The sequence below is a fragment of the Enterobacter sp. JUb54 genome, assembly GCF_014298075.1.
GTDB classification, from domain to species: domain Bacteria; phylum Pseudomonadota; class Gammaproteobacteria; order Enterobacterales; family Enterobacteriaceae; genus Klebsiella; species Klebsiella lignicola.
The window spans coordinates 2138689-2161851 of record NZ_CP060418.1 but is presented as its reverse complement, the minus strand read 5'-3'; the positions used below and the strand labels follow the sequence as shown (position 1 = coordinate 2161851).

Sequence of the window (23163 nt, the reverse complement as noted above, 5' to 3'; positions counted from 1 at the left end):
GTTACTGCTCCGCAACGGAATCAGCGGCGGGCTGACGTTTGCTCAGACGCGTCAGGGCGATGTAGACCAGCGCAGAAACGGTAATGCCCACCAGCGGCGCAATCCACGGCGACAGATAAGCCACCACCGCGCCCACGGCGTAGGCGCCAAGCCCCAGCCAGTTAAAACGCGGCAAACGGGCGGTTTGCAGCAGAGGGTAACGGCCGCCGCGATAAAACCAATAGTCGGCGAGGATCACGCCGCCGATAGGCGGAATAATGCTGCCCAGTAGCACCAGGAAAGGGATCAGCATTTCGTACATACCGCCAATTGCCAGCAGAATACCGACGCCAGCGGCGGCGACGGTCAGCGTACGGCGGCGCTCGCTGCGCAGCAGGTGGCAGGCGGCGGCAGAAACGTTATAGATTGTCGGGCCCTGAATCGTCAGCAGGTTGAGGCACAGCATCACCACCGCGGCGACGGAAAGCCCCTGCAAAATCAGTACCTCGACGATATCGGCCTGCTGATAGACGATGGCGCACCAGGCCCCGGCGACAATCATCAGCCCGTTACCGACGAGGAAGCTGCTCATGCTGGCGATGATGGCGGTGCGGCTGGAATTAGCCAGCCGGGTCCAGTTCGTCGCCTGGGTGGCGCCGCTGGCGAAGGTGCCGAACACCATGGTGATGGCGGCCGACCAGGTCATGGTTTCGCTCGGTTCTATTTGGGTCATCGCCTGCCAGCCACCGGCGTGATGGGCGGCAAGGTACATCGACACCACCAGCAGAATAAACATCAGCGGCACCGAAATACGCGACAGCGCGTCCAGCCCCTTATAGCCCACCAGCGCGGTCACGCAGAACAGGATCCCGAACAGGATCATCAGCGGAATGGTCGCAACCTCGGGCAGGGCGAGGATTTTGACCAGCGAGATAGCGACCGTTGCCGTCCCCCAGGCGTACCAGCCCAGTTCGGCGAAGCCGAGAATAAAATCAGCGAGCTTGCTGCCGATTTCTCCGAAGCAAAAACGCCCCATTAGCACGGTATTCAGCCCGCTCCGAGCGGCAATCCAGCCGAGCGATGCGGCGTACAGGGCCAGCAGAAAGTTACCGATAACCGCAATCCACAGCAGGTTTACGATGGAAAAAGAGACGCCAAGCTTGCCGCCTGCGAACATCGTGCCGGTAAAAAAGGTGAAGCTGAACAGAACCATGGAGATCGAAAATACGCCCTTGCGTCCGGTCGCAGGCGCTTCGACGAGCGGAAAATCATTGCTGTTTGACATAGTGGAACCTCTGAGTGGCTATCCGAATGGCGATGCAGAGGGGTAGCAAGAGGTATGCCAATAAAATCGGGGCAGGGTTAACACAATGCGATGTGCACTATGCACATAAAAAACCATTAACCCGCAGGCGTTTGCCAGAATAGTGTGCACAGTGCAAAGTTTTGCACTGCCGTGGAGCAGTGCCGAAGGGTATTTTCAGGACGACGCGCTTTTTTCCGCAGCCGCCCGGTAATGCGCTTCCATCTCATCCAGCGCGGCCTGATTTTCCAGTCCCCACTGATACATCTGTTCAATCGGCTGGGCGAAGGTTTTGCCCAACTCGGTCAGCGCATATTCCACCTTTGGCGGCACCACCGGATACACATGGCGACTAATCAAGCCGCGCATCTCCAGCTCGCGCAGGGTCTGGATCAGCATCTTTTTTGAAATCCCCTGCAGGCTGCGCTGCAGTTCAGCGGTGCGGCAGCGATGATTCGGCCAGTGCCACAGCGCGTGCAGCACCATGGAGGACCACTTTAGTGAAAAAAGATCCATCAACCTGCGCGGGGCTGAATCGGCATAGAAATAGAGTTTCCCCTCGACGATAACAGGCATTTTTGCTCCTCTCTTTTTATGGTCACCAAATGGTAACTACTACCAATATGGAAACCTCATGTCTATAGTGTGCGGCCTTTTTACAGCCAGACCTGAGGTAAAGATGAAGATTCGTGGAATGATGGCCACCGCTGCCGACCAGCCGCTGCGGGTGGGGGAAATGTCCCTGCGCGACGTTCAGGATAACGATGTGCTGATCGATATTCTCTACTGCGGCGTGTGCCACTCCGATCTGCATATGGCGCGCAATGAATGGGGCGTCAGCCAGTACCCGCTGGTCCCGGGTCACGAGATTGTGGGTCGGGTTCGCCAGAGCGGCAAGGCGGCAACGCGCTTTACGCCGGGCCAGCTGGTGGGGGTGGGCGTCATGGTCGACTCCTGCGGTCAGTGCGCCTTTTGCCAGCAGCATGAAGAGCAATATTGCGACAGCGGCTTTACGCCGACCTATAACGGCACTGACCGCTATACCGGCGAGCTGACTTGCGGCGGCTATGCGCAGAATATCGTCGTTGACCAGCGCTTTGTGGTGAGCGTGCCGGAGAATCTTGACCCGGCCGGTGTCGCGCCGCTGCTGTGTGCCGGCGTTACCGTGTGGTCGCCGCTGCGCTACTTCGACGTCAAGCCGGGAGACCGGGTCGGGGTGATCGGTCTGGGCGGCCTGGGGCATATGGCGGTCAAGCTGGCCAGCGCGCTGGGGGCGGAGGTCACGCTGTTTACCACTTCGCCGGAAAAAGGCGAAGACGCGCGGCGTCTGGGGGCAAGCCGGGTGGTGATTTCCCGCGATAGCGCACAGATGGCGGCCTGTGCCACCAGCCTCGACATCATTCTTGATTGCGTCGCCGCCCCGCACGACCTGGACCCCTATCTGGCGGCCCTGAAAACCAACGGCCGACTGGTGCTGGTGGGGATCCCCGACAGTCCTCACCCCGCGCCGGATGTCACGCCGCTGGTGTTCCGTCGCCTTAGCATCAGCGGCACCTCCATCGGCAGCATCCAGGAGACCCAGCAGATGCTGGATTTCTGCGGCCAGCACAACATTACCGCTGATATCGAGATGATTCGCGGCGAGGAGGTTGAAGCGGCGTTCAGCCGGATGCTGAAAGGGGAGGTGAAATACCGCTTTGTGATTGATATGGCCGCCACGGCGCTCTAACCGCCACTGCGCCCGATTTCTGCGGGCGCATCCTGTTTCTTTCTTGCAGAACGATCCTCCACGTTACCGGCAGCCTATAGCGGGTAATGTTGGTGTCATGAAAACACCTGGTTGTATCGTTGTTGAAATTGCTAATTTCATATGCATTTCTGATATAACCATTATCAATGTCGGTCTTTCCTGAAATATTGTTCGCGCCAGCGAGCGGTGTTAGTATCGGGTGAATAGCCATTTAGACGGCTAAAGAACCTTTCGTCAGGCTATTTCATTGGCCATTCTGGACATGGGCTGAGTTCACGCTCCGCACGTACTCCCTGTACGTTCCGGGTGTTGCGCGCTGACCGCGACCACACTGCCTGCAACATAACGCCTGGCCGTAAAGGTTCTCAAATCAACATCGCTAAACTAAGGAACTGCTATGTGGCAAGAAAGACTCGCGCAACTGGTCACCACCTGTCATTGGATCGGCGCGAAAGGCTGGGCACCGGCCACCGGCGGCAATATGTCGGTGCGTCAGGATGAGACCTGGTGCTGGCTCAGCGAGTCAGGACGCGATAAGGGCAGCCTGACGACGGAAGATTTCCTCCAGGTTGAGATCGCCAGCAATACCGCGCCTTCCGGGCGCAAACCTTCCGCGGAAACCGGTCTGCACACCCTGGTGTATCGCCTGTTCCCGGAGGCCAACGTGGTGCTGCACGTACATACCGTCAACGCCACCGTACTGTCGCGCATTGAAAAAAGCGGCACCCTGGCGCTGCAGGGCTATGAAATGCAAAAAACCCTCACCGGCCAGCACAGCCATCTCGATACCGTACCGGTGGCAATTTTCGATAACGACCAGGATATCGATGCCCTGGCGGCGCGCATTGAAGATTACGCCCAGACCAACCCGCTGCGTTACGGTTTCCTGCTGCGCGGCCACGGTTTGACCTGCTGGGGTAAAGATATTAATGAGGCCCGTCGCCAGCTGGAAGGGCTGGAGTTTTTGTTCGAGTGCGAGCTGATGCGCCGCCGCTACGAGCCGTGACCAGAGCCAGCACGATTAGGTTCTAAATCTCTCTCCACCAACGGGTCAGTCATGGATTTTTATCTCGGAATCGATATCGGCACCTCGCGCGTCAAAGCGGTGCTGTTTGATGAATATTTTCAGGCGTGCGCCAGCGCGGCGCAGAATACCGGCCCGCGGCTGTCGGCCAACGGGTACGCCGAACAGGACATGGCCCAACTGTGGCAATCGGTGGTGACGATCCTGCGTGACATAGCCCAGCACCCGGCGCTGCAAAACGGGCGTTTACGCGCGATTGGCCTGGCCGGGCAGGGCGAAGGCGTCTGGCTCAGCGACGCCGAAGGTGAACCGGTCGGGCCGGGAATGTTGTGGAGCGATACCCGCAGCCGCGAGCTGATGAGCGAACTGCTCAGTCGCCCTGGTTTTGACCGCCGTTTCTTCGACGATACCGGTACCCACCTGCAGCCCTGCAATACCAGCATGCAGCTGTGCTGGCTGAAACATCATCAGCCGGAGCGGCTGGCGGCGGCCCGTTATCTGTTTTTCGCTAAAGACTGGATCCGCTTTCGTCTCACCGGCGTCGCGGCGCTGGATCTCACCGATGCCAGCACCTCTTTGCTCAATCAGCAGAGCGGGACGTTATCCACGGTGGTGCTGAATGACATGGGTCTCGCGGATTTAGCGCATCTGTTCCCGCCGCTGCTGGCGCCGGATGCCCAGGCCGGTACGCTGCGTGAAGAGGTCGCCTTGCTGACCGGGCTTCCCGTTGCCACCCCGGTGGCGGCTGGCGCGCTTGACGTGTGCAGCGCGGCCCTCGGCTGCGGCGCGGTGAACGACGGTGATATCTACACCATTCTTGGCACCACCTGCTGCACCGGGATCGTCTGCCACGGTCGTCAGACGGTCAACGAGGGGACGCGTTACGTCACCCATACCGAAGCGGGCCGCTTCATTAATCTGTTTCCGATGCAGGCCGGGACGCCGAACATCGACTGGCTCCAGCAGCAGATTTCGCTAAACCCGGATTTACAGCAGCTGGAGCAGAGCATCGCCAGCGTTGAGCCGGGCAGCGGCGGGGTGTTCTGGCAGCCCTATCTTAACGGCGAACGCGCACCGTTCTTTAGCCCCGAGGCGCGGGCCGGTTATTTCGGTATCAGCCAGCACACCACCCGCGCAGAGCTACAGCGGGCGGTGTTTGAAGGGCTGGCATACGCCATCGTCGACTCGCTTCAGGGCTACCCGCAGGGCGGTGAACTGTATCTGACCGGCGGCGGCGCGGCTTCAGCCACCTGGCTGCAAATCATTGCCGACTGTACCGGCAGAACGGTGGTCTCCAGCACGTTCAACGAGCTGAGCGCGCGCGGTGCGGCGATTCTGGCAGCGCGCAGCGTCGATGCCCTGAGCCATTACCCGGCGCTGGAGCAGACCCGCTATCAGCCCAATCCGCAGGCGCATCACCGTTACGCCGCACTCTACCCGGTTTATCGCCTGCTGCGCGAGCAGATGCTCCCGGTCTGGCAGGCCCGCCACGAGGCGCTTCACGCTCTTTCTCAGGAATAACGCACATGAAAATTGTTTTTACCGCCGAACACGCCGGCGATCTCAGCGCATTTCAGCAACTCGGTGAACTGCGGGTGGAAGGCTGGGCGCTGGGCAAGCCGAAGCTAAGCGCTGGCCAGCTGATCGATCTGGCCCACGACGCCGACGTGCTGGTGACCAGCTATGATGATGTGACGGAGGAGGTGATAGCCGCCTGTCCGCGTTTGAAGGTCATCGCCTGCACCCGCGCCAATCCGGTGAATATTGATACCAAAGCCGCCCAGGCGCGCAATATCCGGGTGCTCTATACGCCGGGCCGCAACGCCGACGCCGCCGCAGAACTGACGCTGGGGCTGATGCTGAGCCTGGCGCGACACATTCCGCAATCCTACGCCGCGCTAAAGCGTGGTGAATTCACTAACGCCGAGAACGCCGCGCACTCTACCCAGAGCGGGCTGCGCCGCGATGTCGTGTGGGACGTCAGCCCGGAAAGCCCTTATGAAGTGTTTAAAGGCAGCGAACTGCGTAATAAAACCCTGGGGCTGATCGGCTACGGCAATATTGGCCGCCGGGTGGCGCGTATTGCCCGTGCCTTTGGCATGGCGGTGCTGGTGGTGGATCCGTTTGTCGCCGCCGAGGATATCAACGAGCCGGGATTACAGAAAACGACGCTTGAGGCGCTGTTCCGTGAGGCCGACATCGTCAGCCTGCATTTGAGCAGCGGCCCGCACAGCGATGGCCTGGTTAACGCGCCATTGCTCAAGAGCATGAAGCCGGGGGCGCTGCTGATTAACACCTCCCGCGCCGCGGTGGTAGATGAAGAGGCGTTGATTCAGGCGCTGCGCCACGGCCCGCTGGGCGGCGCGGGGCTGGATGTGTACCATCGGGAACCGCTGTGGCGCGACCATCCGTTTGTCACCGAGTTTGATAACGTGATTATCACCCCGCATATTGCCGGGGCGACGCGGGAGAGCATCGCGAAGCATACCGCGATGATTGCCGCCGACCTCCAGCGCTATGTTGCCGGGGAGCCGCTGCTTTATCAGTGGCGCTAAGCCGTTTCTGCCGCCGCGAGATGCGGCGGCGATGCTGCTATCAGCGGCGGTTTGCCGCCATAAACGCCTGAGTCTGTTCCCAGTCAACCACCCCCGCATCCGAACCCATCCCGGTCGCCACCAGCGCGGCGACGGCAGAAGCCACCTCACACGCCGCTTTGACGCTTAACCCACGGGCCAGCGCGGCAATAAAGCCGCCGCAGTAGCTGTCGCCGCAGCCGGTGGTGTCGACAGCATCGACTCTGAATGGCGCAATATGCTCAACCGCGCCATCGCGGGTCAGCAGCCAGGAGCCGTTCTCGCCATCTTTCAGAATGCAGGTCCCGACGCCAAGCCCGAAGAAGAAACGGGCGATCGCTTCCGGCTGCGTCTGCCCGGAGAGATACGCGGCTTCCTCAAGGGAAGGCATAAAGTAGTCCACCGAAGGCAGCAGCGGGCGCAGCAGATCCAGGGTGTGCTCATCGGGGGCAATGAGATCGAAGCTGGTGGTCACGCCGCGGGCTTTCGCCGCCTGCAGCAGAAGCGCGCTTTGCCCGTTGTCCATCGCCGCCAGCAGGCCGGTGCCGCCGTGGTGCAGGAAGCGACAATCAAGAATATCGGCGAACTGCTCTTCACTGACGAAAAGGGCATCGGAAGCCCCCCGGCAGTGCAGCGCCGGGCGCTCGCCATTGGGACGAATGGGCAGGATCGTCGCTGACGTTTCCTTCAGCGTCGTGCGCTGGATCAGCGAGCAGTCGATACCCAGCCGGGCATAGCTGGCGAGGATAAAATCGGCTTTTTCGTCTTCGCCCAGGCAGGCCACCGCAGCGGTACGGATCCCCAGCCTGGCCGCGTTAATATTGGCCCCGGCGGCGGTGCCGGCGGGGTTCAGGCGGATCTGTTCGATAAAGGCCACCCCGCCGCGCGGCGGGATGTCGCTAACCGGGCGTCCGGCGATATCAAGAATAGTCAGGCCGACAAAGACGGCGTCAAAAGTTGCCATACGTGCTCCACTTAACGATGCGTTTGACGCAGACGCGCCTGCCAGAAGGAGAGGGCCAGCGCCACCACCAGAATCACGCCCACCAGCGCATCTTTCACCAGGTAGTTCAGCCCCATCAGGTTCAGGCCGTTATCAATAATCGCGAGGAACAGCACGCCGCCGAGGGTGCCGGCGATGCTGACCCGGCCTAGCCGGTTAAAGGCGGTGCCGATAAATACCGCGGCGATAGCGTCCATCAGATAGGCCTGGCCAGCCAGCGGCGTAAACTGGCGCAGGTTGGCGGAGAGGATCACGCCGCCGACGGCGCACAGCGCGGAGGCCGCCACCAGCACCCACAGCATGGTCCGGCGGTCGCGGATCCCGGCGATACGCGCCGCTTCGCCGTTCTGGCCGATCGCGCGAACGTATTTGCCGAACAGCGTTCGTTCGGTAATCAGCCAGGTCGCCAGCCACAGCACCAGCACAATCACCACCGGCGTGGGAATACCGGCGATAGTGCCGACCGCCAGATCGTGATACTCCGGCGCCATCCGGCGATAAGAGATGGAGCCGCCGCCGTCGGTATAGATGCGCTCGGCGCTGCTGGCGATAAACCAGGTGCCGAGGGTGGCGAGGAACGGACGGATCTGGCAGATAAGGATCAGGAAGGCGTTCAGCAGGCCGATAATCACCCCGCCGAGCAGCGCGCAGCCCACAGCTGCTTGCCACGGCAGGTGCCAGGTTTTGAGCGCCACCAGCGCAAAGGCCGCGCCGAAATCCAGCGCCACGCCGACGGAGAGGTCAATCGCCCCGGCGCTGACGATAAGGGTCATCGCCATCGCCACAATCAACAGAATGGCGCTGCCCTGCAGCAGGTTGGCCCAGTTATCGAAGGTCAAAAATACCGGGTTGGCCCAGCCGAACAGGGCAATCGCCAGCAGGGTAATGACGCCGAATCCTGCCCGCGACAGCCACGCCAGCGGGCTGCTGGCGGTTTGCCCCGTTGATGGGGTCTTGAGCGTCAACTGGCTCATCAGTTGCCTCCTTTATGTCTGACCGCCGACGCCGCCAGCACCACGAGGATCAGGCCGCCTTTGATAGCCCCCATCCAGAAAATATTCACCCCCAGCAGACCCAGCCCGTTGGAGAGGGCGTTGACCAGCACCGCACCGAGCAGCGCGCCCCAGATGGTGACCACCCGACGGCGCGAGAACGCCGCGCCGATAAAGGTGGCGAGGACGGTTTCCAGCAGCAATGGCGTCGCCGTGCCGCTGGAGCTGCCGGAGCCCTGGCTGAGCAGCGGCATGATCGCCAGTCCGGCGGCGATCCCCGCCAGCAGCCAGACAATAATGGTCAAACGGCGCACGTTGAGTCCGCTCATCTGCGCCATATCGCGGTTGCCGCCAACCGCCTGTAAATGCTGGCCGAAGCGGGAGTGATGCAGCAGAAACTGGAACAGCGCGAAGACCGCCAGCAGATAGATCAGCGGCCACGGGATGCCGAACAGGTCGTTATCGCGAAAGGCCACCATCAGCGGGTCATTGACCGCGATACGTCGCTGGCCGGTCAGCAGGTCGGTCAGCCCGGTGAAGGCCACCGAGGTCGACAGGGTCGCCAGCAGCGGCGGCAGACCCGCCACCAGCACCAGCGTGGCGTTGACCGCGCCGCAGGCCAGACTGACGGCAATCAGCAGTAACAACAGCAGCAGGTAAGGGGTGTTCCACTCCGCCATGCCGAGGCTCAGCAGCGCCACGCCAAGCACCGCAATGGCGGGCAGCGACAGGTCAATCCCGCCGGAAACCACATCATCGCCGCCGACGGCTATCACGCACACCAGACCGAAGCAGAGGATCGCCAGCGGCACGCTCTGCACCAGCATCATGCTGATATTCTGCCAGCTTAAAAAGAAGGGCGACTGGAGGCTGAGCCACACCAGCAGCGCAAAAAAGAGAATCAGGGGGAATTTTTCGATAAGCGTCGTGAGGCCCGGAAGGGGGCGACGCTGGATGCCTGCACTCATACCTGTTGTTCCTGTCCACCGTTAATCGTCACCAGTAACGCGTCCAGCGTTAGTCCCTGGGTCGGGAGATTGGCTACCAGCTCGCCGCGCCACATCACCAGGATGCGGTCGCACAGGCCCAATAATTCTGGTGCGTCGCTGGAAGAGACCAGCACGCCGCGACCGCGGTCCGCCAGCTCGCGGGTGCGCTGATAAATATCGCTACGCGCGCCGATATCCACCCCGAGGGTGGGTTCATCGAGAATGAACAGCCGCGCGTCGGTGCCCAGCCAGCGGGCGAGAATCGCCTTTTGCTGGTTGCCGCCGCTCATCAAGCGCACCGGCAGTTCCGGGCGGCCTGGGCGGATGGAGAGCTGGTCAATCCAGCTGCGCGCTTTTTCCAGCGCTCGGCCGCGACGTTCCCAGCCGAAGGTGGCGGTGTCCGGCAGCGAGGCAAGATTAATATTATCGGCGGTGGAGAAGGGGAGGATCAGCCCCTGATGGCGGCGGTCGCGCGGGACCAGCGCCAGCCCGGCGCGGGTGGCCTGATACGGCGTGCGCAGCCGTTTCAGCTGGCCGTCGATGCTGATTGTGCCGTTGCGGGGGCGGCGCAGTCCGTAAAGGAGATCGACCAGCACGTCGCGCCCTGCGCCCAGCAGCCCGGCGACGCCGACAATCTCGCCTGGCTGAATATCAAAGGTAATATCGTTTAATTGCTGGCCGTCGCTAAGGTGGCGCACGGAGAGCACCGGGGCAGCAGCATCGACTTCCTGAGCGCTGCTCTGGCGCGGGGTATACAGCTGCTCAATATCGCGACCGACCATCATTTTTATCAGTGCGTCGGTATTTTGCAGCAGCTCCCGGTCAGGGTAACCGACGACCTCGCCGTTGCGCAGCACCGTGCCGCGATCGCACAGGGCAGCGATTTCGTTGAGATAGTGAGAAATATAGAGAATCGCGATCCCCTGTTCCCGCAGACGCAGGATCGCCGAGGAGACCAGGCTGGCCTCCTGCGCTTCCAGCGGGGCGGTGGGCTCATCGAACACCACCAGCTTTGCGGCGCCATCGATCAATGCCCGGGCTATCTGCACCAGCTTGCGTTCGGCGAGGCTGAGGTCGCGGATCAGGCGACGTGGGTTGATGTCCAGCTGCCAGCTGTCGCGGAAAAACGCGGCGGTGGCGGCATTCATGCGCCGCCGGTCCAGCGCGCCCCAGCGGGTGCGGTACTCCTGACCCAGAAACACCGATTCCGCGACGGTAAAGTGCGGGATCAGGTTCAGCTCCTGGTGAATCACGCGGATGCCCAGGGCTTCGATCGCCGCAGGATTGCCGAGCGGCAGAGGCGCGCCGTCGAGGGTGGCGTTGCCGCTATCGGCCTGGTACACACCGGCGAGGATCTTTATGAGCGTGGATTTTCCCGCGCCGTTCTCGCCGATCAGGCCGTGAATTTCACCGGGGTTCAGAAGCAGCGTGACCGCATTTAATGCAGTCACGTTGGCAAAGGTTTTGCTGATCTGGTTCATCGCCAGACCAGCGGCGGGATGGACCCCGCCGGAGGATTGAGTTATCACTGCAGTTCGCCATATCCCAGCTGTTTGTAGACCGCTTTCGCCTCCTGCGGACCTTTCACCGGAACCACCGGAATAAAGGTCTGCACCGGCAGCTTCTGTTTGTCGAAGTAGCGGGCGACGTTATCGGCGGAGGTCTGGCCAATCAGATGCGGCTGCTGGGCGACGTTGGCAACGAACGGGCTGCCCGGTTCGGCCATGATTTCCAGCGTTTCCGGGCCGGCATCAATGGCGGTGACCTTAACGTCTTTATCGCGCCCGGTCTCTTCCAGCGCCTGGACGATACCGATAGCCGGCTGATCCCAGCAGGCAACGTGGATGGCGTCGAGTTTACCTTTCGGGTACTGGCTCAGCAGTTCGAGGGTTTTCTTACGCGCATCTTCCGGCGAGTTGGCAAATTGTTCCGCCAGCTCTGGCTGAATAATATGAATGTCCGGGTAATCCTTAAGGACATATTTCCACTGGTCGTAACGAATGCCGCAAATACGCAGGGAACTGGAGAATGCGTTAAATACCGCAACGTTACCTTTGCCGCCTAACTCATCGGCCATATAACGACCAATGGTTGACCCAAGGGTGTAGTTATCGGAGGTGGTGTTATTGACGGAGTATTTTGATACATGGTCAACGGTAAATACCGGAATGCCCGCATCGCGCAGCGCTTTGAATTTTGGCTCAACGGCGCTATCGCCCAGAATGCTAATTACCGCATCGACTTTACGCGACAGTAAAATATCGTGGTTGTTGGCATGAACCTGGTTATCACGGCCGCCGTCGACGCCGATCACTTTGCCACCCAGTTTCTCGACTTCTTCGGTGGCGCCTTTATAGGCTTCACGATCCCAGAAGTGCTGGGTGCCGACAACGGCGACGCCGATGGTTTTTCCCTGAAGTGATAAGGCCTCTGCCGCCAGGGCGTTTACGGAGGCGAGCGAGAGCAGACCCAGCGCGATGGGCAATAATTTCATTTTCTGCGACATTCTTATTATGGTCCTGTGATGGAGGAGGCAGCGGAGCAGTAGCATGACAATAATCGCCACTCAACCTCAAATACAAAAAATATATAAGCTATATCAACAATGTTATATCGAAGAAATGTCTGAGGAAAACTTAAATTTGTCACCTGCAACCTGAAAATATTTCATGATGCGGATTAATCCATCTTTAATTTGTGGATTTAAATCGCTTGCATGCCTTATTAATTCAAATAAAAATTGCGCTTTAATTATAATTATTCTGTCGCTGTAATATATCGCACCCAGGAATAATACAGAGTTGTTCTGCGTGAATAATCCTTCCTGTGTAGCAGATTATAGGGTGATGCATGGGTTATTCCCATGATTATCACCATTTATTATGGCGATGGTTATCGGGCGAGAAAAGAAAACAGGCGCTATGAGAAAACAACACAATCTGACCGTGATGCACTGGGGAACCTGGCAGGTCGAGGCCCGCGACGGCAAAATTGACGCAGTGACCCCGGTGCCGTGGGATAAAAAACCCTCCCGCATCGGTCAGTCGCTCCCCGATGCGGTCACCAGCAAGACGCGAATTCGCCGTCCGGCGGTGCGTGCTGGCTACTTACAGCATGGCCCGGCGTCGCGCGAGGGGCGCGGCAAAGAGCCGTTTGTTGAAGTGAGCTGGGAGGTGGCGCTCGACCTGCTGGCCCGCGAGCTGAACTCGGTCAAAACGCGTTGCGGCAACGAGGCGATTTTCGGCGGCTCCTACGGTTGGGCCAGCGCCGGGCGTTTTCACCATGCCCAAAGCCAGCTGCACCGTTTTCTCAAATCCTTTGGCGGCTACACCGCCAGCACCAACACCTACAGCAGCGCGGCGGGCGAGCGTATTCTTCCGCATGTCCTCGGGCCGCTGAGCCCGCTGCACCGTCAGCATACCCATTTCTCCGAGCTGGCGCGGGAGTGCCAGCTGTTTGTGGCGATTGGCGGCCTGCCGCTGCGTAATTCGCAGGTCAGCGGCGGCGGCGCCAACGACCATATGCTGAAGTACTGGCTGGAGAAGATGCAGGAGCAGGGGACGCGCTTTGTGAATATCAGCCCGGTGCGCAATGACCTGAGCGCCGTCGAGAGCGCCGAGTGGCTTGCTGTGCGGCCGGGGACGGATACCGCGCTGCTGCTGGCGCTCTGTTACGTTCTGATTAACGAATCCCTGTACGACAGCGGTTTTGTCGCCAGCCACACGGTGGGTTTTGCACCGTATCGCGCCTACCTGATGGGGGAGAGCGACGGTGTGGCAAAAACACCGGCATGGGCGGCAGCGATCACCGGCATTGATGCGCAGCAGATTACCGCGCTGGCGCGTGAGATGGCCAGCCAGCGCACGATGGTGAATATTTCGTGGTCGATACAGCGCGCGCGCCAGGGCGAGCAGGCCTACTGGGCGACGGTGGCGCTCACCGCGCTGCTGGGGCAAATCGGTACCCCGGGCGGCGGGCTGGGGTTTGGCTATGCCTGTACCAATCTGGCGGGGGCGGCGCGTAAAGCGTTTTCCGGGCCGCGACTGCCTGCCGGCAAAAATGCGGTGAACAGCGTGATCCCGGTGGCGAGGCTTTCCGATATGCTGCTGCATCCGGGGGAAGCCTATGAGTTTGATGGCCAGCATCTGCGCTATCCCGATATTCGCCTGGTCTACTGGGCCGGCGGCAATGCGTTTCATCACCATCAGGATATCAACCGTCTGTGTGAAGCCTGGCGGCGGCCGGAAACGGTGGTGGTGCACGAGCAGTACTGGACCGCGCAGGCCAAGTTTTCCGATATCGTTCTGCCGGTCACCACCTCGCTGGAGCGGGAAGATATCGGCAGCGGCGGCCACGACGGGTTTATGATTGCCATGAGCGCGCAAATCCCGCCGGTGGGCGAAGCGCGCGATGATTACGCTATCTTCTGTGACCTGGCCGAACGGCTGGGCTGCGGCGAGAGTTTTAGCGAAGGGCGCGATGCCGGGCAGTGGCTGCGGCAGATCTACGAAGAGTCGCGTCCGCGAGCGCAGGAAGAGGGGATTGAGCTGCCGTCGTTTGAGGCGTTCTGGCAGCAAGGGGTACTGGAGTACAGCGCGCCGGAGAAGCCGCAGATATTCCTGGCGGACTTCCGGGCCGATCCGCAGCGTTATCCGCTTTCCACACCGTCCGGCAAGATCGAGCTGTTCTCCGAAACGATTGCCGGTTTTGGCTATCGTGAATGCCCCGGCCACCCGTGGTGGGACGAGCAGGAGGCTGCCTGGCAACGGCAGGAAGCGGCGCGCTGGCCGCTGCATCTGCTCTCCAGCCAGCCGCGCACCCGCCTGCATAGCCAGTACGATCACGGCAGCGTCAGCCGGGCAACCAAAATCCAGGGCCGCGAGCCGCTGTGGATGCACCCGCAGGATGCGCAGGCGCGGGAGATCGGCGAAGGCAGCGTGGTGAAGGTGTATAACGCGCGCGGCGCGATCCTGGCCGGCGTGCACCTGAGCGAACAGATTTTGCCGGGGGTGGTGCAGATGTCGACCGGCGCCTGGTACGATCCTCTGGACCCCAATGAAAAGGGGTCGCTGGATAAACATGGCAACCCTAACGTATTAACCGAAGATCGCGGCAGTTCTCGGCTGGGTCAGGGCTGTAGCGCGCAAAGCTGCTGGGTGGAGATTGAACCGTGGCGCGAGGCGCTGCTGCCGGTGACCGCCTTCGATCCGCCTGTGTTTGTCAGGCCGTAGAGGGGAAGGACTGAGCGCTGATGAGAGGATTGCTCGTCGGCGCTTCGTATGTGCCAGGAGCGGAGATTGCTGACAGCAAACTTTGTTAAACTACGGTCAGAAGTTCAGCATGGATATACCCTAAATAATTCGAGTTACCGAAAAGCTAAAGTTCATGAAACTTGAAATATGAGGGGTATAATGCTTTTACTCTCCCCATATGGAACCCTAACATGAATCGTTTAACTGAGATTGGTTTTATCAAAGCAGGATTCTGGCAAATTATAGATGGCAGCCTGAAGTATCATCTCGATGGCAGATTTACAGATGTTAAGAACAACCTATATGCATTTGTTTGTGATGGTGAAGTAAAGTACGTTGGTAAAACCACTCGTTTACTACGCAACAGGATGTACCATTATTCACGTCCTGGTTCTTCCCAATCTACGAATATTAAAAATAACGCTAACATCATTGATATGCTGTCTAACAATATTGCCGTTGATATCTTAGTACTTCCAGATTCAGGACTGATGCACTACGGACAGTTTCACTTGAATCTTGCTGCTGGTCTTGAGGATTCAATTATTAGCGTCATTCGTCCTGAATGGAATGGCATCCAGAGGCCAGTACTGAATAGTGATGAGGTAGTATCAACTGAATCTGAAATCATCACACATAGTAGTAATAAAAAATTCACTTTCAACATGACCGATACGTACTGGCATAGAGGGTTCTTCAATGTGCCAGTGGTGAGTTCTCAAAACTTTGGTAAAGATGGTGAGAACATCATGATTGTTCTTAGTGATGGTGTGTCTACCATCACTGCAATGATTAACCGAACAGCCAATCAGTCTGGTTCACCCCGCATCATGGGGGGCGTTGAGCTGAAACAGTATTTTCAACGCAATTACGCAATTGGTGATGTTGTCCCTTTCGAGTTGATCACGCAAAACATGATGAAACTATAGTTTCATTTTTTGATGGCGAAATACCGTAAAGACGATATTAATGTATGGAAACCACTTAGCGTCTTTTCATTGCTAATAAATAAATAATAAACAGAGGTGCGGAAAATAATATGCAGAATAAATATACAAAAATGAACATCCTACACGCAGAACTTCTCTCCCCAAGGTACTTATCCCAGAAATCCTTAGACATTATTTTAAACGCCATATTTTCTGAAGCATAATAAGCAAAAGGGTAGGTGATAGCGCTGAATACGAGATACGCAACCGCATACGGCATAAAAGGGATATATGGTGGGAAAATGTGCCCGTCATACATATCACGAACGATAAAATAGATCAGATAGCCCTGGCCACACCACCCCCATAAACAATGTCGTAGATAGTATCTTAAAGTCATCCTTGAGGAACCCGCCATAGATTGCTTTGTTTTTGTACGATAGCAAGATTATCATACAACGGCACTTAAAGGATGGGGAAAAGCACCCCGAAAAGAAGCAAAGGAGTCAGTATAGCGTGCCGGTTGTTATTAACTGATGGCCTATCACGGCGGAAACGAAATCCAATAGAGAAGAAATTCCGGCGATCTCTGAACGGAGGCGATAAGCTCGATGCGTTGAAGACATTGCAATCACGTTCGTTATTAACACAACGCTTTTGAGAAACAGACGGCTTCTTCTCTGCCGACGTACGGACCATAATTCTCAATACGGACATAGCCATTTTTCTCGTAAAACTGTACCGCCCGCAGGTTGATATGCCGGGTTTCCAGCCTCAGCTCGCGATATCCCATTTCTGTGGCGGCGGCTTCGAGGTAAGTGAGCAAGGCGTTCCCCACGCCCGGCACACTACGGTCGGAAAACATTCTTTTCACCTCGGCTATATTTTGCGCGAATGGCCGGATAGCACCGCATCCTATCGCATCGCCATGCGCATTCTTTGCCAGTATCCATAACGCGTTATCATCATTCATGGCATCAATGGTGAAATGACTTTTGCCGTTATCGCCCGTAATCGTGGCCAGCTCTGCCGATAGCATTTCAATTAAGCGATGGGATTCTGAAGAAAAGGGATCTGATTTCTCTACAGTTATCATGGTTATATCCTACAAAAAGGTGATGTTCGGCATAAATAGCCCTGCGGTTTCATCAGCAGTCCCGGCAGCAAAAGTATCACTGGTCCAGGGCCGTCGGGTTGTGTCGTCGTCGGTGAGCACATTGCGCTCGGGAAGTACATCATCTGGGAACCTCAGCGCCCCTCCGTTATGCCAGCCAGCACGCCTTCAATTACGTTGATAATGCTCCTGACTCGCTGGGGAATGAAGCGGGCGTCGGGATAGACCGCGTAGAGGAAGCGATCGGGAAGCCGGTAGGCGGGGAGAACCGGAACCAGTCTGCCGGTCTGCAACGCTCTGGCGGCGAGGGGCCGCTGCATGCCGCCGATACCGATGCCGGACTCAATCGCCTGTAGCAGCGCATCGCTGGTGTTGGCCCGAAACACGGTATTCACTTTTACCTCGAGGGTTTCATCGCCCGACACTAACCGCAGCGGCGCCTCCCGTGCGATGCCGCTGAAGCGCACGTGTGGATGTACCGCCAGTTCGCTGACCGAATGAAGCGGTTGACAACCGGGGGCAGCATAAAGCGGGGTTTCAATCCGTGCCAGCGCCCGTGCCGCATGCGTTTGTGGAGGCTCATGGCTGAGCCGCAGCGCGACATCGACCCCTTCGGTGACCAGATCGGCGATGCGGTCATCCAGTGACAGCGTCAGGTGTAAGTCCGGGTGCATCTGCTGCAGCGTCAGCAGGTGCGGCAGCATGAGCTGGCCGAGGCCGCTGGGGAGCTGCAGGTGCACCGTGCCTTGCCATTGTGGGTCGGCAGGGTTCAGGCGTCTTTCTGCTTCCCGCATGGCGTCCAGCAGCAGGGTCATATCGCGGCGATAGATTTCCCCTTGCGCCGTCAGCGCCATCGCCCGGGTGGTTCGGTGCAGCAGGACCACGCCCAGTTCCTCCTCAAGCGCGGCGATTTGCTGACTGACGGCAGACTGCTTGATACCGCTCTGGCGGGCGGCGGCGGAGAAGGAGCCCGCTTCGGCAACGCGTAAGAAAGTGGCAATGGCGTTGAGCTTATTATTCATTTAATGATTCTGCTTATAAGTACCATCAGTTTCATGGGATATGTGTAGAAAAAATAATAGATCACACTGTGTCTGTCACCCTTTCTGGAGAGTCACCATGAATAAGATGCTGCCACAAAACGTCGCGCTGGTTGCCGGTGCCAGCGGAATTGTCGGACGACAGTTGGTCACCACGCTGCTGCGCAATCGGTGGCAGGTTATTGGCCTGAGCCGCCAGGCGTCCTCCCATCGCGATAATATTCCGTTGGTTAACGTCGATTTGCTGGATGCGCAGCATAGCGTGCAGATGCTGCAACCGCTGAAGAATGTCAGCCATATTTTTTACAGTGCCTGGGTGAACGCCGCCAACTGGACCGAGATGGTGGAACCGAACGTCACCATGCTGCGCAATCTGGTCAGCAATATAGAGAAAACCTCGCCGCTGCAGACGGTAAGCTTAATGCAGGGCTACAAAGTCTATGGCGCCCATCTGGGGCCGTTCAAAACGCCGGCGCGTGAAAGCGATCCCGGCGTCCCCGGCGCGGAATTTAACGCCGCCCAGCTCAGCTGGCTCAGCGAGTTTCAGCGGGGAAAAACCTGGCACTGGAATGCCATCAGGCCGGGTGTCGTGGGCAGCGCGGTACCGGGCAATACCATGAATCTCGCGCTGAGCATCGCCCTGTACGCCTCGCTGTGTAAAGCGCAGGGGCTACCGCTGCGCTTTCCCGGATCGGAACACACCTGGCACAGCATGGTTGATTATACGGATGGCGGGTTGCTGGCCGAGGCGACGCTGTGGGCGGCAACCGCGCAGAGCGCTGAGAATCAGGCCTTTAACGTCAATAACGGCGATCTGTGGCGCTGGAGCGAGCTGTGGCCGCTCATCGCCCGCTGGTTTGATCTTGAGTGTGCGCCGCCGGTCAGGCTGTCATTTCAGCAGTTGTTTCGCGACTACCGGGCAGAATGGCGCGAGCTTGCCGGGGAAGGGGGGCTGGTGGAAGCGGATATCCTGCGGCTGAGCGACGGGACCTTTGCTGATTTTGTCTTTGGCTGGCATTACGACATGTTCGGCGACGGCAGCAAGCTGCGTCGGGCGGGTTTCACCCGAATGCAGGCCACCGACGAAATGTTCTTTGAGCTGTTTGCGCAGCTGAGGGCCGCGCGGGTTATTCCTTGACGGCGGGTGCCGGCGTGGCCCGGGATTTACTCCCCAATGAGCTCATCATAAAGCGTACGCAGGCGAGTGCGCAGGTAGAGCACGGCCTTGTGTTTACGCGACAGCAGCGCCTGAACGCTGACGCCGGTTTCCTCCGCCAGCGCTTTAAAGCTGTAGCCTTCAAGCTCGGTTTTCTCGAACACCTCGCGTTGGGCTGCGGGCAGTTCCGACAGCGCCTGATCCAGTTCTGCCCAAATCATTTCGCTCAGCCGGGCCTCTTCCGGCGACTGTGGGACCCCAAACAGGGTCTCCGCCAGTTCGTCTTCGGGAAACGACTCATCGTCTTCGCCATCGGTAAACCAGGTCGACAGCGGGAGTTCACGTTTTTTCCGCGACCGGTCGGTCATCTCATTGCGCGCGGCGCGGAACAGCCAGGCGGCGACGTTCTCCACCGGCTGTTCCACTTTCATCAGCTGATACGTGACCTCCTGCAGGATATCGTCCGCATCATCGCGCACCGCCGTGCGGCCGCGAATAAATGCCGATAACTTAACTCTGCAGGCTACAAGGGCCGAGACCAGCGGGGAGTCTTTCGCTTTTTCAGCGCTCATACCGCTTACTCGGTACCCGCGGGTTTCTGCGGATTTGTCTCGTCCGACTGCGGCTGGGCAGTGGTTTTAGCGTCCTGAGACTCGCGCTGGCCGTCCCGTGGCCACTCTCCGTCGCGATGACGGGCGAAGCCGTGCCAGCGGTGCTCATGATGACAGCCGCCAGCGCGACGATGCTGCATAAACTGCTCGCGCTGTTCCGGGGTCATCTGCATCCAGCGTTCATGCATCCGCCGACGGGCGCCAAACATTCCCGGGCGCATGCCCAGTCCGCCAAATAAGATCCGGCACAGCACCAGCAGACCCAGCGCCTGCCAGAAACCAATACTCTTTACGCCAATCAGGGCGGGAAGCACCGCGTTCCACAGGGACATCACCAGTAACCCCAGCGCCACCACCAGCACCACGCCAATCACGATCGGCTTCGCCATACTGCGCCCGCCAAACCCGCGACCGTGTCCCCAACCCTGTCTACGCATATCAAAATCTCTCATGGCTTTCACTCCTCAGTGAATCACTAAAAATAGCTTCTGCTGAGGTAGACGAATGAGGCGCGGAAATATTGTCGGGAAAATAATATTTTTTCGCCTGCCCCATTGAGAACCGCCGCTGGCGGTTCCCCCATTTTAATAATGACGATAAATTTTGATATGTTAATCCTGACGGTAAAAGTCAATGGTTGAATTAACCACGGGCTTAATAATACCCTGGCGAATGATGAAGTCACCAAATGCTTCATGACCTTCACGATTGTTCGCCCATAGGGTAATCAATGATTCCAGCTCTGCAATGATACTTTCTGTTTGTTCATTTTCGAGATAAAGCCGGGGGATTCTCGTTCCTTCGCGATTGCCACCGATGTACACGTCATAGCGGTCCAGGGCTCTTCCCACCAACCCTATTTCTGCAAGCATGGCTCTGCCGCAGCCATTTGGACATCCGGTTACCCTGAATATTATGGATTCTGAAGACAGTTGATTGTGTAGCAGGATTGCATCGAGCTTATCAATCATGCCTGGCAAGACACGCTCAGCTTCAGCCATTGCCAACGGACAGGTCGGATATGAGACGCAGGCCATAGACTGTTTGCGTTGTAGCGAAATGTTATTATCAATTAATCCGTACTGGCGTGCGAGCGCATCTATTTTCTCTTTATCCTCTGCGGATACTCCGGCAATGATAATATTTTGATTGGGCGTGAGTCTGAAATCGCCGTCATGAATCTGTGCAATAGCGGCGAGGCCTGATTTTAACGGCTTTTCCGGCGTGTCGATCAATCGTCCGCTGGGCACAAAAAGTGTCAGATGGAATTTATTATCCGTCCCATTTACCCAACCAATTCGATCGCCACGCTCGGTGAACTGGTATGGCCTTATTGTCTGAAACGTAAATCCGACTCGTCGTTCTACTTCTGTTTTGAATACATCTACACCGACCCGGTCGAGCGTATATTTTGTTTTGGCATTGCGACGATTTTTCCTGTCACCCCAATCACGTTGAGTAGAGACGATCGCCTCTGCAACAGATAATGTCTTTTCCAGCGGTATAAACCCTAACTCACTTGCAAGGCGAGGGTAGGTGCTTTTGTCGCCATGCGTCATGGCCAGGCCACCACCGACCAGGACATTAAATCCTTGCAATTCACCGTCGGCACCAATTGCGATAAAGTTCAGATCATTGGCATGCAGATCAACATCATTTTGTGGGGGAATGACAACGGCCGTTTTGAATTTTCTCGGCAGGTAACTATTACCAAGTATTGTTTCTTCTTCCGGGTGTTTCACTTTTTCGCCATCAAGCCAAACTTCGGCATAGGCATTGGTTTTCGGTAACAGGTGTTCAGATATTTTCTTTGCCCACTCATATGCTTGAATATGAATAGCGGACTCTACCGGATTCGAGGTACACAGTACGTTGCGGTTGACATCACCAGCAGTTGCTCGGGAATCGAGACCTAAATGATGGAGCAGTTTGTGCACGGGTTTGATGTTTTTTTTCAATACACCGTGAAGCTGCAAAGCCTGCCTGTTGGTAATTCGAATGCTGCCATATTGCGTGTGTTTTGAGGCAAAATCATCGATCCCGGACCACTGCTGCGGCGTAATAATCCCCCCAGGAAGGCGGACTCGCAACATCACGGTATGCAGAGGTTCAAGCATCTGCGCAACACGTTCTGAACGGATATCCCGATCGTCCTGCTGATACATGCCATGGAAACGGATTAATTGAAAATTATCGCCAATAAATCCACCGGTGATATCATTGGATAAATCTTCGGTTAATGTTCCTCTTAGTAACTGACTTTTCGATTTTAGACGCTCATTATCTGATAATTTATCATTGCTCATATTATTTATTCCTGGGGCGAAATTTCTTATTTGAAGTTGAAATTTAAGCGTTTAAAGGAAATGTTGATATGAACAGTTATTCGTTATTTGTTGATAGCAGTCAGATATGTCATTTAAATATATAAAATAACCAAATCGTATTGTGATGGGTTTGAAGAGTACGGTGCGCTATGTAGATATTCATTTTTATAGTGATAAAAACAGACTCTGAGATTTCCACATGGAATAGCGTAGTTTCACCCGAAAGGAAAAAGGGGGTAAGCATGCGCGGGTGGAGCAATAATTCTTTCTCATCAGTACCTACATGCTTCTGGCAGAAAATCCACCTGGATCCGATTCACATCCAGATACATCATTGCCTGTCCACAGGTCACACTCCGGGCTCCCGAACGGGGCATTTAACGCCCCGGCATGGCATAATAAACCCATACTGTACGGTGTAGTTATGTTTAAGCATCGCTTTAAAACCAGCTAAGGGTTCAACATGAAGGTACTGACGCAAGCGCGCCGCCAGGGGATCGTGGCCGCCGCCGCGGAGGTGTTTATGGAGATAGGCTACGAACGCGCTTCCATGGATGAAGTAGCCAGACGTGCCGGTGGCTCCAAGGCCACGCTCTATAAATACTTCGCTTCAAAAGAGGCGCTGTTTGAAACGGTCGTGCGCAACTGTAGCGCCCGCTTTCTTACCGAAGCGGCAAACGGGCTCGCTCAACCGGAAAACCAGCACTTATCTCTGGAACAGAAACTCATCCGCTTTGGTCAGGATATGCTGCGGGTAGTGACGTGCGATAATCAGGCCCTGCAAATCTATCGCGTCGTGCTGGGCGAAGCCGCGCATTCCGATATCGGTCAGCTGTTTCTGGAATCCGGCATCCGCCAAAGCATGGAGGCGCTGGCTCAGGAAATGAAAGCGGCAATGGAACGTGGTGAACTGGCGCCATCGGACCCGATGCTGCGCGCCATCCAGTTTACTTCACTGATCAAAGCGGAAAGCGAGATCCTGTTTTTCATGCGTCAGATGCCTGATTTCACGCAGGAAAAAGTCAATGATATGGTCATGAATGGCGTGAGGATGTTTCTTGATGGCGCCGTTAAAAAGCCGGCGTGACCGGCATATGCCGACCGGATTCGCGGCCGCGAAC

Annotated in this window: 20 protein-coding genes; 8 read left to right on the top strand and 12 right to left on the bottom strand. The window is 57.3% G+C overall.

Annotated features, from left to right (window positions below):
* Position 1 precedes the first annotated feature (1 nt).
* Positions 2–1264 carry a cytosine permease gene (codB, locus tag HF679_RS09985; RefSeq protein ID WP_123753663.1) on the bottom strand — a complete coding sequence of 421 codons (1263 nt, stop codon included), beginning with the start codon at positions 1262–1264 and terminating at the stop codon, positions 2–4.
* 195 nt (positions 1265–1459) lie between these two features.
* Positions 1460–1858, bottom strand: coding sequence for a winged helix-turn-helix transcriptional regulator (locus tag HF679_RS09980; RefSeq protein ID WP_123753664.1), 399 nt, complete (start codon positions 1856–1858; stop codon positions 1460–1462).
* A gap of 103 nt (positions 1859–1961) precedes the next feature.
* Between HF679_RS09980 and HF679_RS09975 the strand changes: the two genes are divergently transcribed.
* The 4 genes from HF679_RS09975 (at position 1962) to HF679_RS09960 (ending at position 6611) form a co-directional block, all read left to right on the top strand.
* The gene (locus HF679_RS09975) at positions 1962–3011 is read left to right on the top strand and encodes an NAD(P)-dependent alcohol dehydrogenase (protein ID WP_123753665.1); all 1050 of its coding nucleotides are present in this window, start codon (positions 1962–1964) and stop codon (positions 3009–3011) included.
* Positions 3012–3429: 418 nt separating this feature from the next.
* Positions 3430–4038, top strand: a complete 609-nt coding sequence (locus HF679_RS09970) for a methylthioribulose 1-phosphate dehydratase (RefSeq protein WP_123753666.1) — start codon at positions 3430–3432, stop codon at positions 4036–4038.
* A 51-nt stretch (positions 4039–4089) separates the two neighbouring features.
* A complete protein-coding gene (locus tag HF679_RS09965; RefSeq protein ID WP_123753667.1) occupies positions 4090–5577 on the top strand; it encodes an FGGY-family carbohydrate kinase in 1488 nt (495 codons plus the stop codon).
* Between the two features lie 5 nt (positions 5578–5582).
* Positions 5583–6611, top strand: a complete 1029-nt coding sequence (locus HF679_RS09960) for a 2-hydroxyacid dehydrogenase (RefSeq protein ID WP_123753668.1) — start codon at positions 5583–5585, stop codon at positions 6609–6611.
* Between the two features lie 40 nt (positions 6612–6651).
* Here the strand turns inward: HF679_RS09960 and HF679_RS09955 are convergent, their stop codons facing one another.
* From HF679_RS09955 to HF679_RS09935, 5 genes are read right to left on the bottom strand one after another with little or no spacing between them, the layout of a single operon-like run.
* Positions 6652–7593 carry a carbohydrate kinase family protein gene (locus HF679_RS09955; protein WP_123753669.1) on the bottom strand — a complete coding sequence of 314 codons (942 nt, stop codon included), beginning with the start codon at positions 7591–7593 and terminating at the stop codon, positions 6652–6654.
* Between the two features lie 11 nt (positions 7594–7604).
* Positions 7605–8606: an ABC transporter permease gene (locus HF679_RS09950; protein ID WP_123753670.1), complete on the bottom strand. Its 1002-nt coding sequence runs from the start codon at positions 8604–8606 to the stop codon at positions 7605–7607.
* Positions 8606–9592, bottom strand: coding sequence for an ABC transporter permease (locus HF679_RS09945; RefSeq protein ID WP_123753671.1), 987 nt, complete (start codon positions 9590–9592; stop codon positions 8606–8608). The genes HF679_RS09950 and HF679_RS09945 overlap by 1 nt, the downstream gene beginning before the upstream one ends.
* Positions 9589–11094, bottom strand: coding sequence for a sugar ABC transporter ATP-binding protein (locus HF679_RS09940; protein WP_154143589.1), 1506 nt, complete (start codon positions 11092–11094; stop codon positions 9589–9591). The genes HF679_RS09945 and HF679_RS09940 overlap by 4 nt, the downstream gene beginning before the upstream one ends.
* A 44-nt stretch (positions 11095–11138) precedes the next feature.
* Positions 11139–12119, bottom strand: a complete 981-nt coding sequence (locus HF679_RS09935) for a sugar ABC transporter substrate-binding protein (protein WP_123753673.1) — start codon at positions 12117–12119, stop codon at positions 11139–11141.
* Between the two features lie 415 nt (positions 12120–12534).
* Here HF679_RS09935 and HF679_RS09930 point away from each other — a divergent pair, with 415 nt between their 5' ends.
* Positions 12535–14844 carry a molybdopterin-dependent oxidoreductase gene (locus tag HF679_RS09930; protein ID WP_187042938.1) on the top strand — a complete coding sequence of 770 codons (2310 nt, stop codon included), beginning with the start codon at positions 12535–12537 and terminating at the stop codon, positions 14842–14844.
* A gap of 212 nt (positions 14845–15056) precedes the next feature.
* Positions 15057–15794, top strand: a complete 738-nt coding sequence (locus tag HF679_RS09925; RefSeq protein WP_123753675.1) for a GIY-YIG nuclease family protein — start codon at positions 15057–15059, stop codon at positions 15792–15794.
* 643 nt (positions 15795–16437) lie between these two features.
* Here HF679_RS09925 and HF679_RS09920 read toward each other — a convergent pair.
* Together HF679_RS09920 and HF679_RS09915 are read right to left on the bottom strand one after the other, a co-directional pair.
* Entirely contained in the window at positions 16438–16890 is a 453-nt protein-coding gene (locus HF679_RS09920) for a GNAT family N-acetyltransferase (RefSeq protein ID WP_123753677.1), read from the bottom strand.
* 152 nt (positions 16891–17042) lie between these two features.
* Complete coding sequence (locus HF679_RS09915; protein ID WP_123753678.1) at positions 17043–17930, bottom strand: LysR family transcriptional regulator; 888 nt, start codon at positions 17928–17930, stop codon at positions 17043–17045.
* Between the two features lie 97 nt (positions 17931–18027).
* On the opposite strand from HF679_RS09915, the gene HF679_RS09910 reads away from it, so the two are divergent.
* Positions 18028–19086, top strand: a complete 1059-nt coding sequence (locus HF679_RS09910) for an SDR family oxidoreductase (RefSeq protein WP_187042937.1) — start codon at positions 18028–18030, stop codon at positions 19084–19086.
* A gap of 26 nt (positions 19087–19112) precedes the next feature.
* Here the strand turns inward: HF679_RS09910 and HF679_RS09905 are convergent, their stop codons facing one another.
* From HF679_RS09905 to cysI, 3 genes are all read right to left on the bottom strand, one after another.
* Positions 19113–19676: an RNA polymerase sigma factor gene (locus HF679_RS09905; RefSeq protein ID WP_123753680.1), complete on the bottom strand. Its 564-nt coding sequence runs from the start codon at positions 19674–19676 to the stop codon at positions 19113–19115.
* A 5-nt stretch (positions 19677–19681) separates the two neighbouring features.
* Complete coding sequence (locus tag HF679_RS09900; protein ID WP_227540083.1) at positions 19682–20167, bottom strand: hypothetical protein; 486 nt, start codon at positions 20165–20167, stop codon at positions 19682–19684.
* 159 nt (positions 20168–20326) lie between these two features.
* Entirely contained in the window at positions 20327–22021 is a 1695-nt protein-coding gene (gene cysI / locus HF679_RS09895) for an assimilatory sulfite reductase (NADPH) hemoprotein subunit (protein WP_187042936.1), read from the bottom strand.
* A gap of 484 nt (positions 22022–22505) precedes the next feature.
* Between cysI and HF679_RS09890 the strand changes: the two genes are divergently transcribed.
* On the top strand, positions 22506–23129 hold the full coding sequence (locus HF679_RS09890) for a TetR/AcrR family transcriptional regulator (RefSeq protein WP_123753682.1): 624 nt from the start codon (positions 22506–22508) through the stop codon (positions 23127–23129).
* Positions 23130–23163 lie beyond the last annotated feature (34 nt).

Coding starts and splice junctions, on each gene's coding strand:
- HF679_RS09890 (WP_123753682.1), top strand. CDS start 22,506: ATGAAGGTACTGACGCAAGCGCGCCGCCAGGGGATCGTGGCCGCCGCC.
- HF679_RS09970 (WP_123753666.1), top strand. CDS start 3,430: ATGTGGCAAGAAAGACTCGCGCAACTGGTCACCACCTGTCATTGGATC.
- cysI (WP_187042936.1), bottom strand. CDS start 22,021: ATGAGCAATGATAAATTATCAGATAATGAGCGTCTAAAATCGAAAAGT.
- HF679_RS09945 (WP_123753671.1), bottom strand. CDS start 9,592: ATGAGTGCAGGCATCCAGCGTCGCCCCCTTCCGGGCCTCACGACGCTT.
- HF679_RS09925 (WP_123753675.1), top strand. CDS start 15,057: ATGAATCGTTTAACTGAGATTGGTTTTATCAAAGCAGGATTCTGGCAA.
- codB (WP_123753663.1), bottom strand. CDS start 1,264: ATGTCAAACAGCAATGATTTTCCGCTCGTCGAAGCGCCTGCGACCGGA.
- HF679_RS09905 (WP_123753680.1), bottom strand. CDS start 19,676: ATGAGCGCTGAAAAAGCGAAAGACTCCCCGCTGGTCTCGGCCCTTGTA.
- HF679_RS09960 (WP_123753668.1), top strand. CDS start 5,583: ATGAAAATTGTTTTTACCGCCGAACACGCCGGCGATCTCAGCGCATTT.
- HF679_RS09950 (WP_123753670.1), bottom strand. CDS start 8,606: ATGAGCCAGTTGACGCTCAAGACCCCATCAACGGGGCAAACCGCCAGC.
- HF679_RS09975 (WP_123753665.1), top strand. CDS start 1,962: ATGAAGATTCGTGGAATGATGGCCACCGCTGCCGACCAGCCGCTGCGG.
- HF679_RS09900 (WP_227540083.1), bottom strand. CDS start 20,167: ATGAGAGATTTTGATATGCGTAGACAGGGTTGGGGACACGGTCGCGGG.
- HF679_RS09980 (WP_123753664.1), bottom strand. CDS start 1,858: ATGCCTGTTATCGTCGAGGGGAAACTCTATTTCTATGCCGATTCAGCC.
- HF679_RS09920 (WP_123753677.1), bottom strand. CDS start 16,890: ATGATAACTGTAGAGAAATCAGATCCCTTTTCTTCAGAATCCCATCGC.
- HF679_RS09965 (WP_123753667.1), top strand. CDS start 4,090: ATGGATTTTTATCTCGGAATCGATATCGGCACCTCGCGCGTCAAAGCG.
- HF679_RS09935 (WP_123753673.1), bottom strand. CDS start 12,119: ATGTCGCAGAAAATGAAATTATTGCCCATCGCGCTGGGTCTGCTCTCG.
- HF679_RS09955 (WP_123753669.1), bottom strand. CDS start 7,593: ATGGCAACTTTTGACGCCGTCTTTGTCGGCCTGACTATTCTTGATATC.
- HF679_RS09915 (WP_123753678.1), bottom strand. CDS start 17,930: ATGAATAATAAGCTCAACGCCATTGCCACTTTCTTACGCGTTGCCGAA.
- HF679_RS09910 (WP_187042937.1), top strand. CDS start 18,028: ATGAATAAGATGCTGCCACAAAACGTCGCGCTGGTTGCCGGTGCCAGC.
- HF679_RS09930 (WP_187042938.1), top strand. CDS start 12,535: ATGAGAAAACAACACAATCTGACCGTGATGCACTGGGGAACCTGGCAG.
- HF679_RS09940 (WP_154143589.1), bottom strand. CDS start 11,094: ATGAACCAGATCAGCAAAACCTTTGCCAACGTGACTGCATTAAATGCG.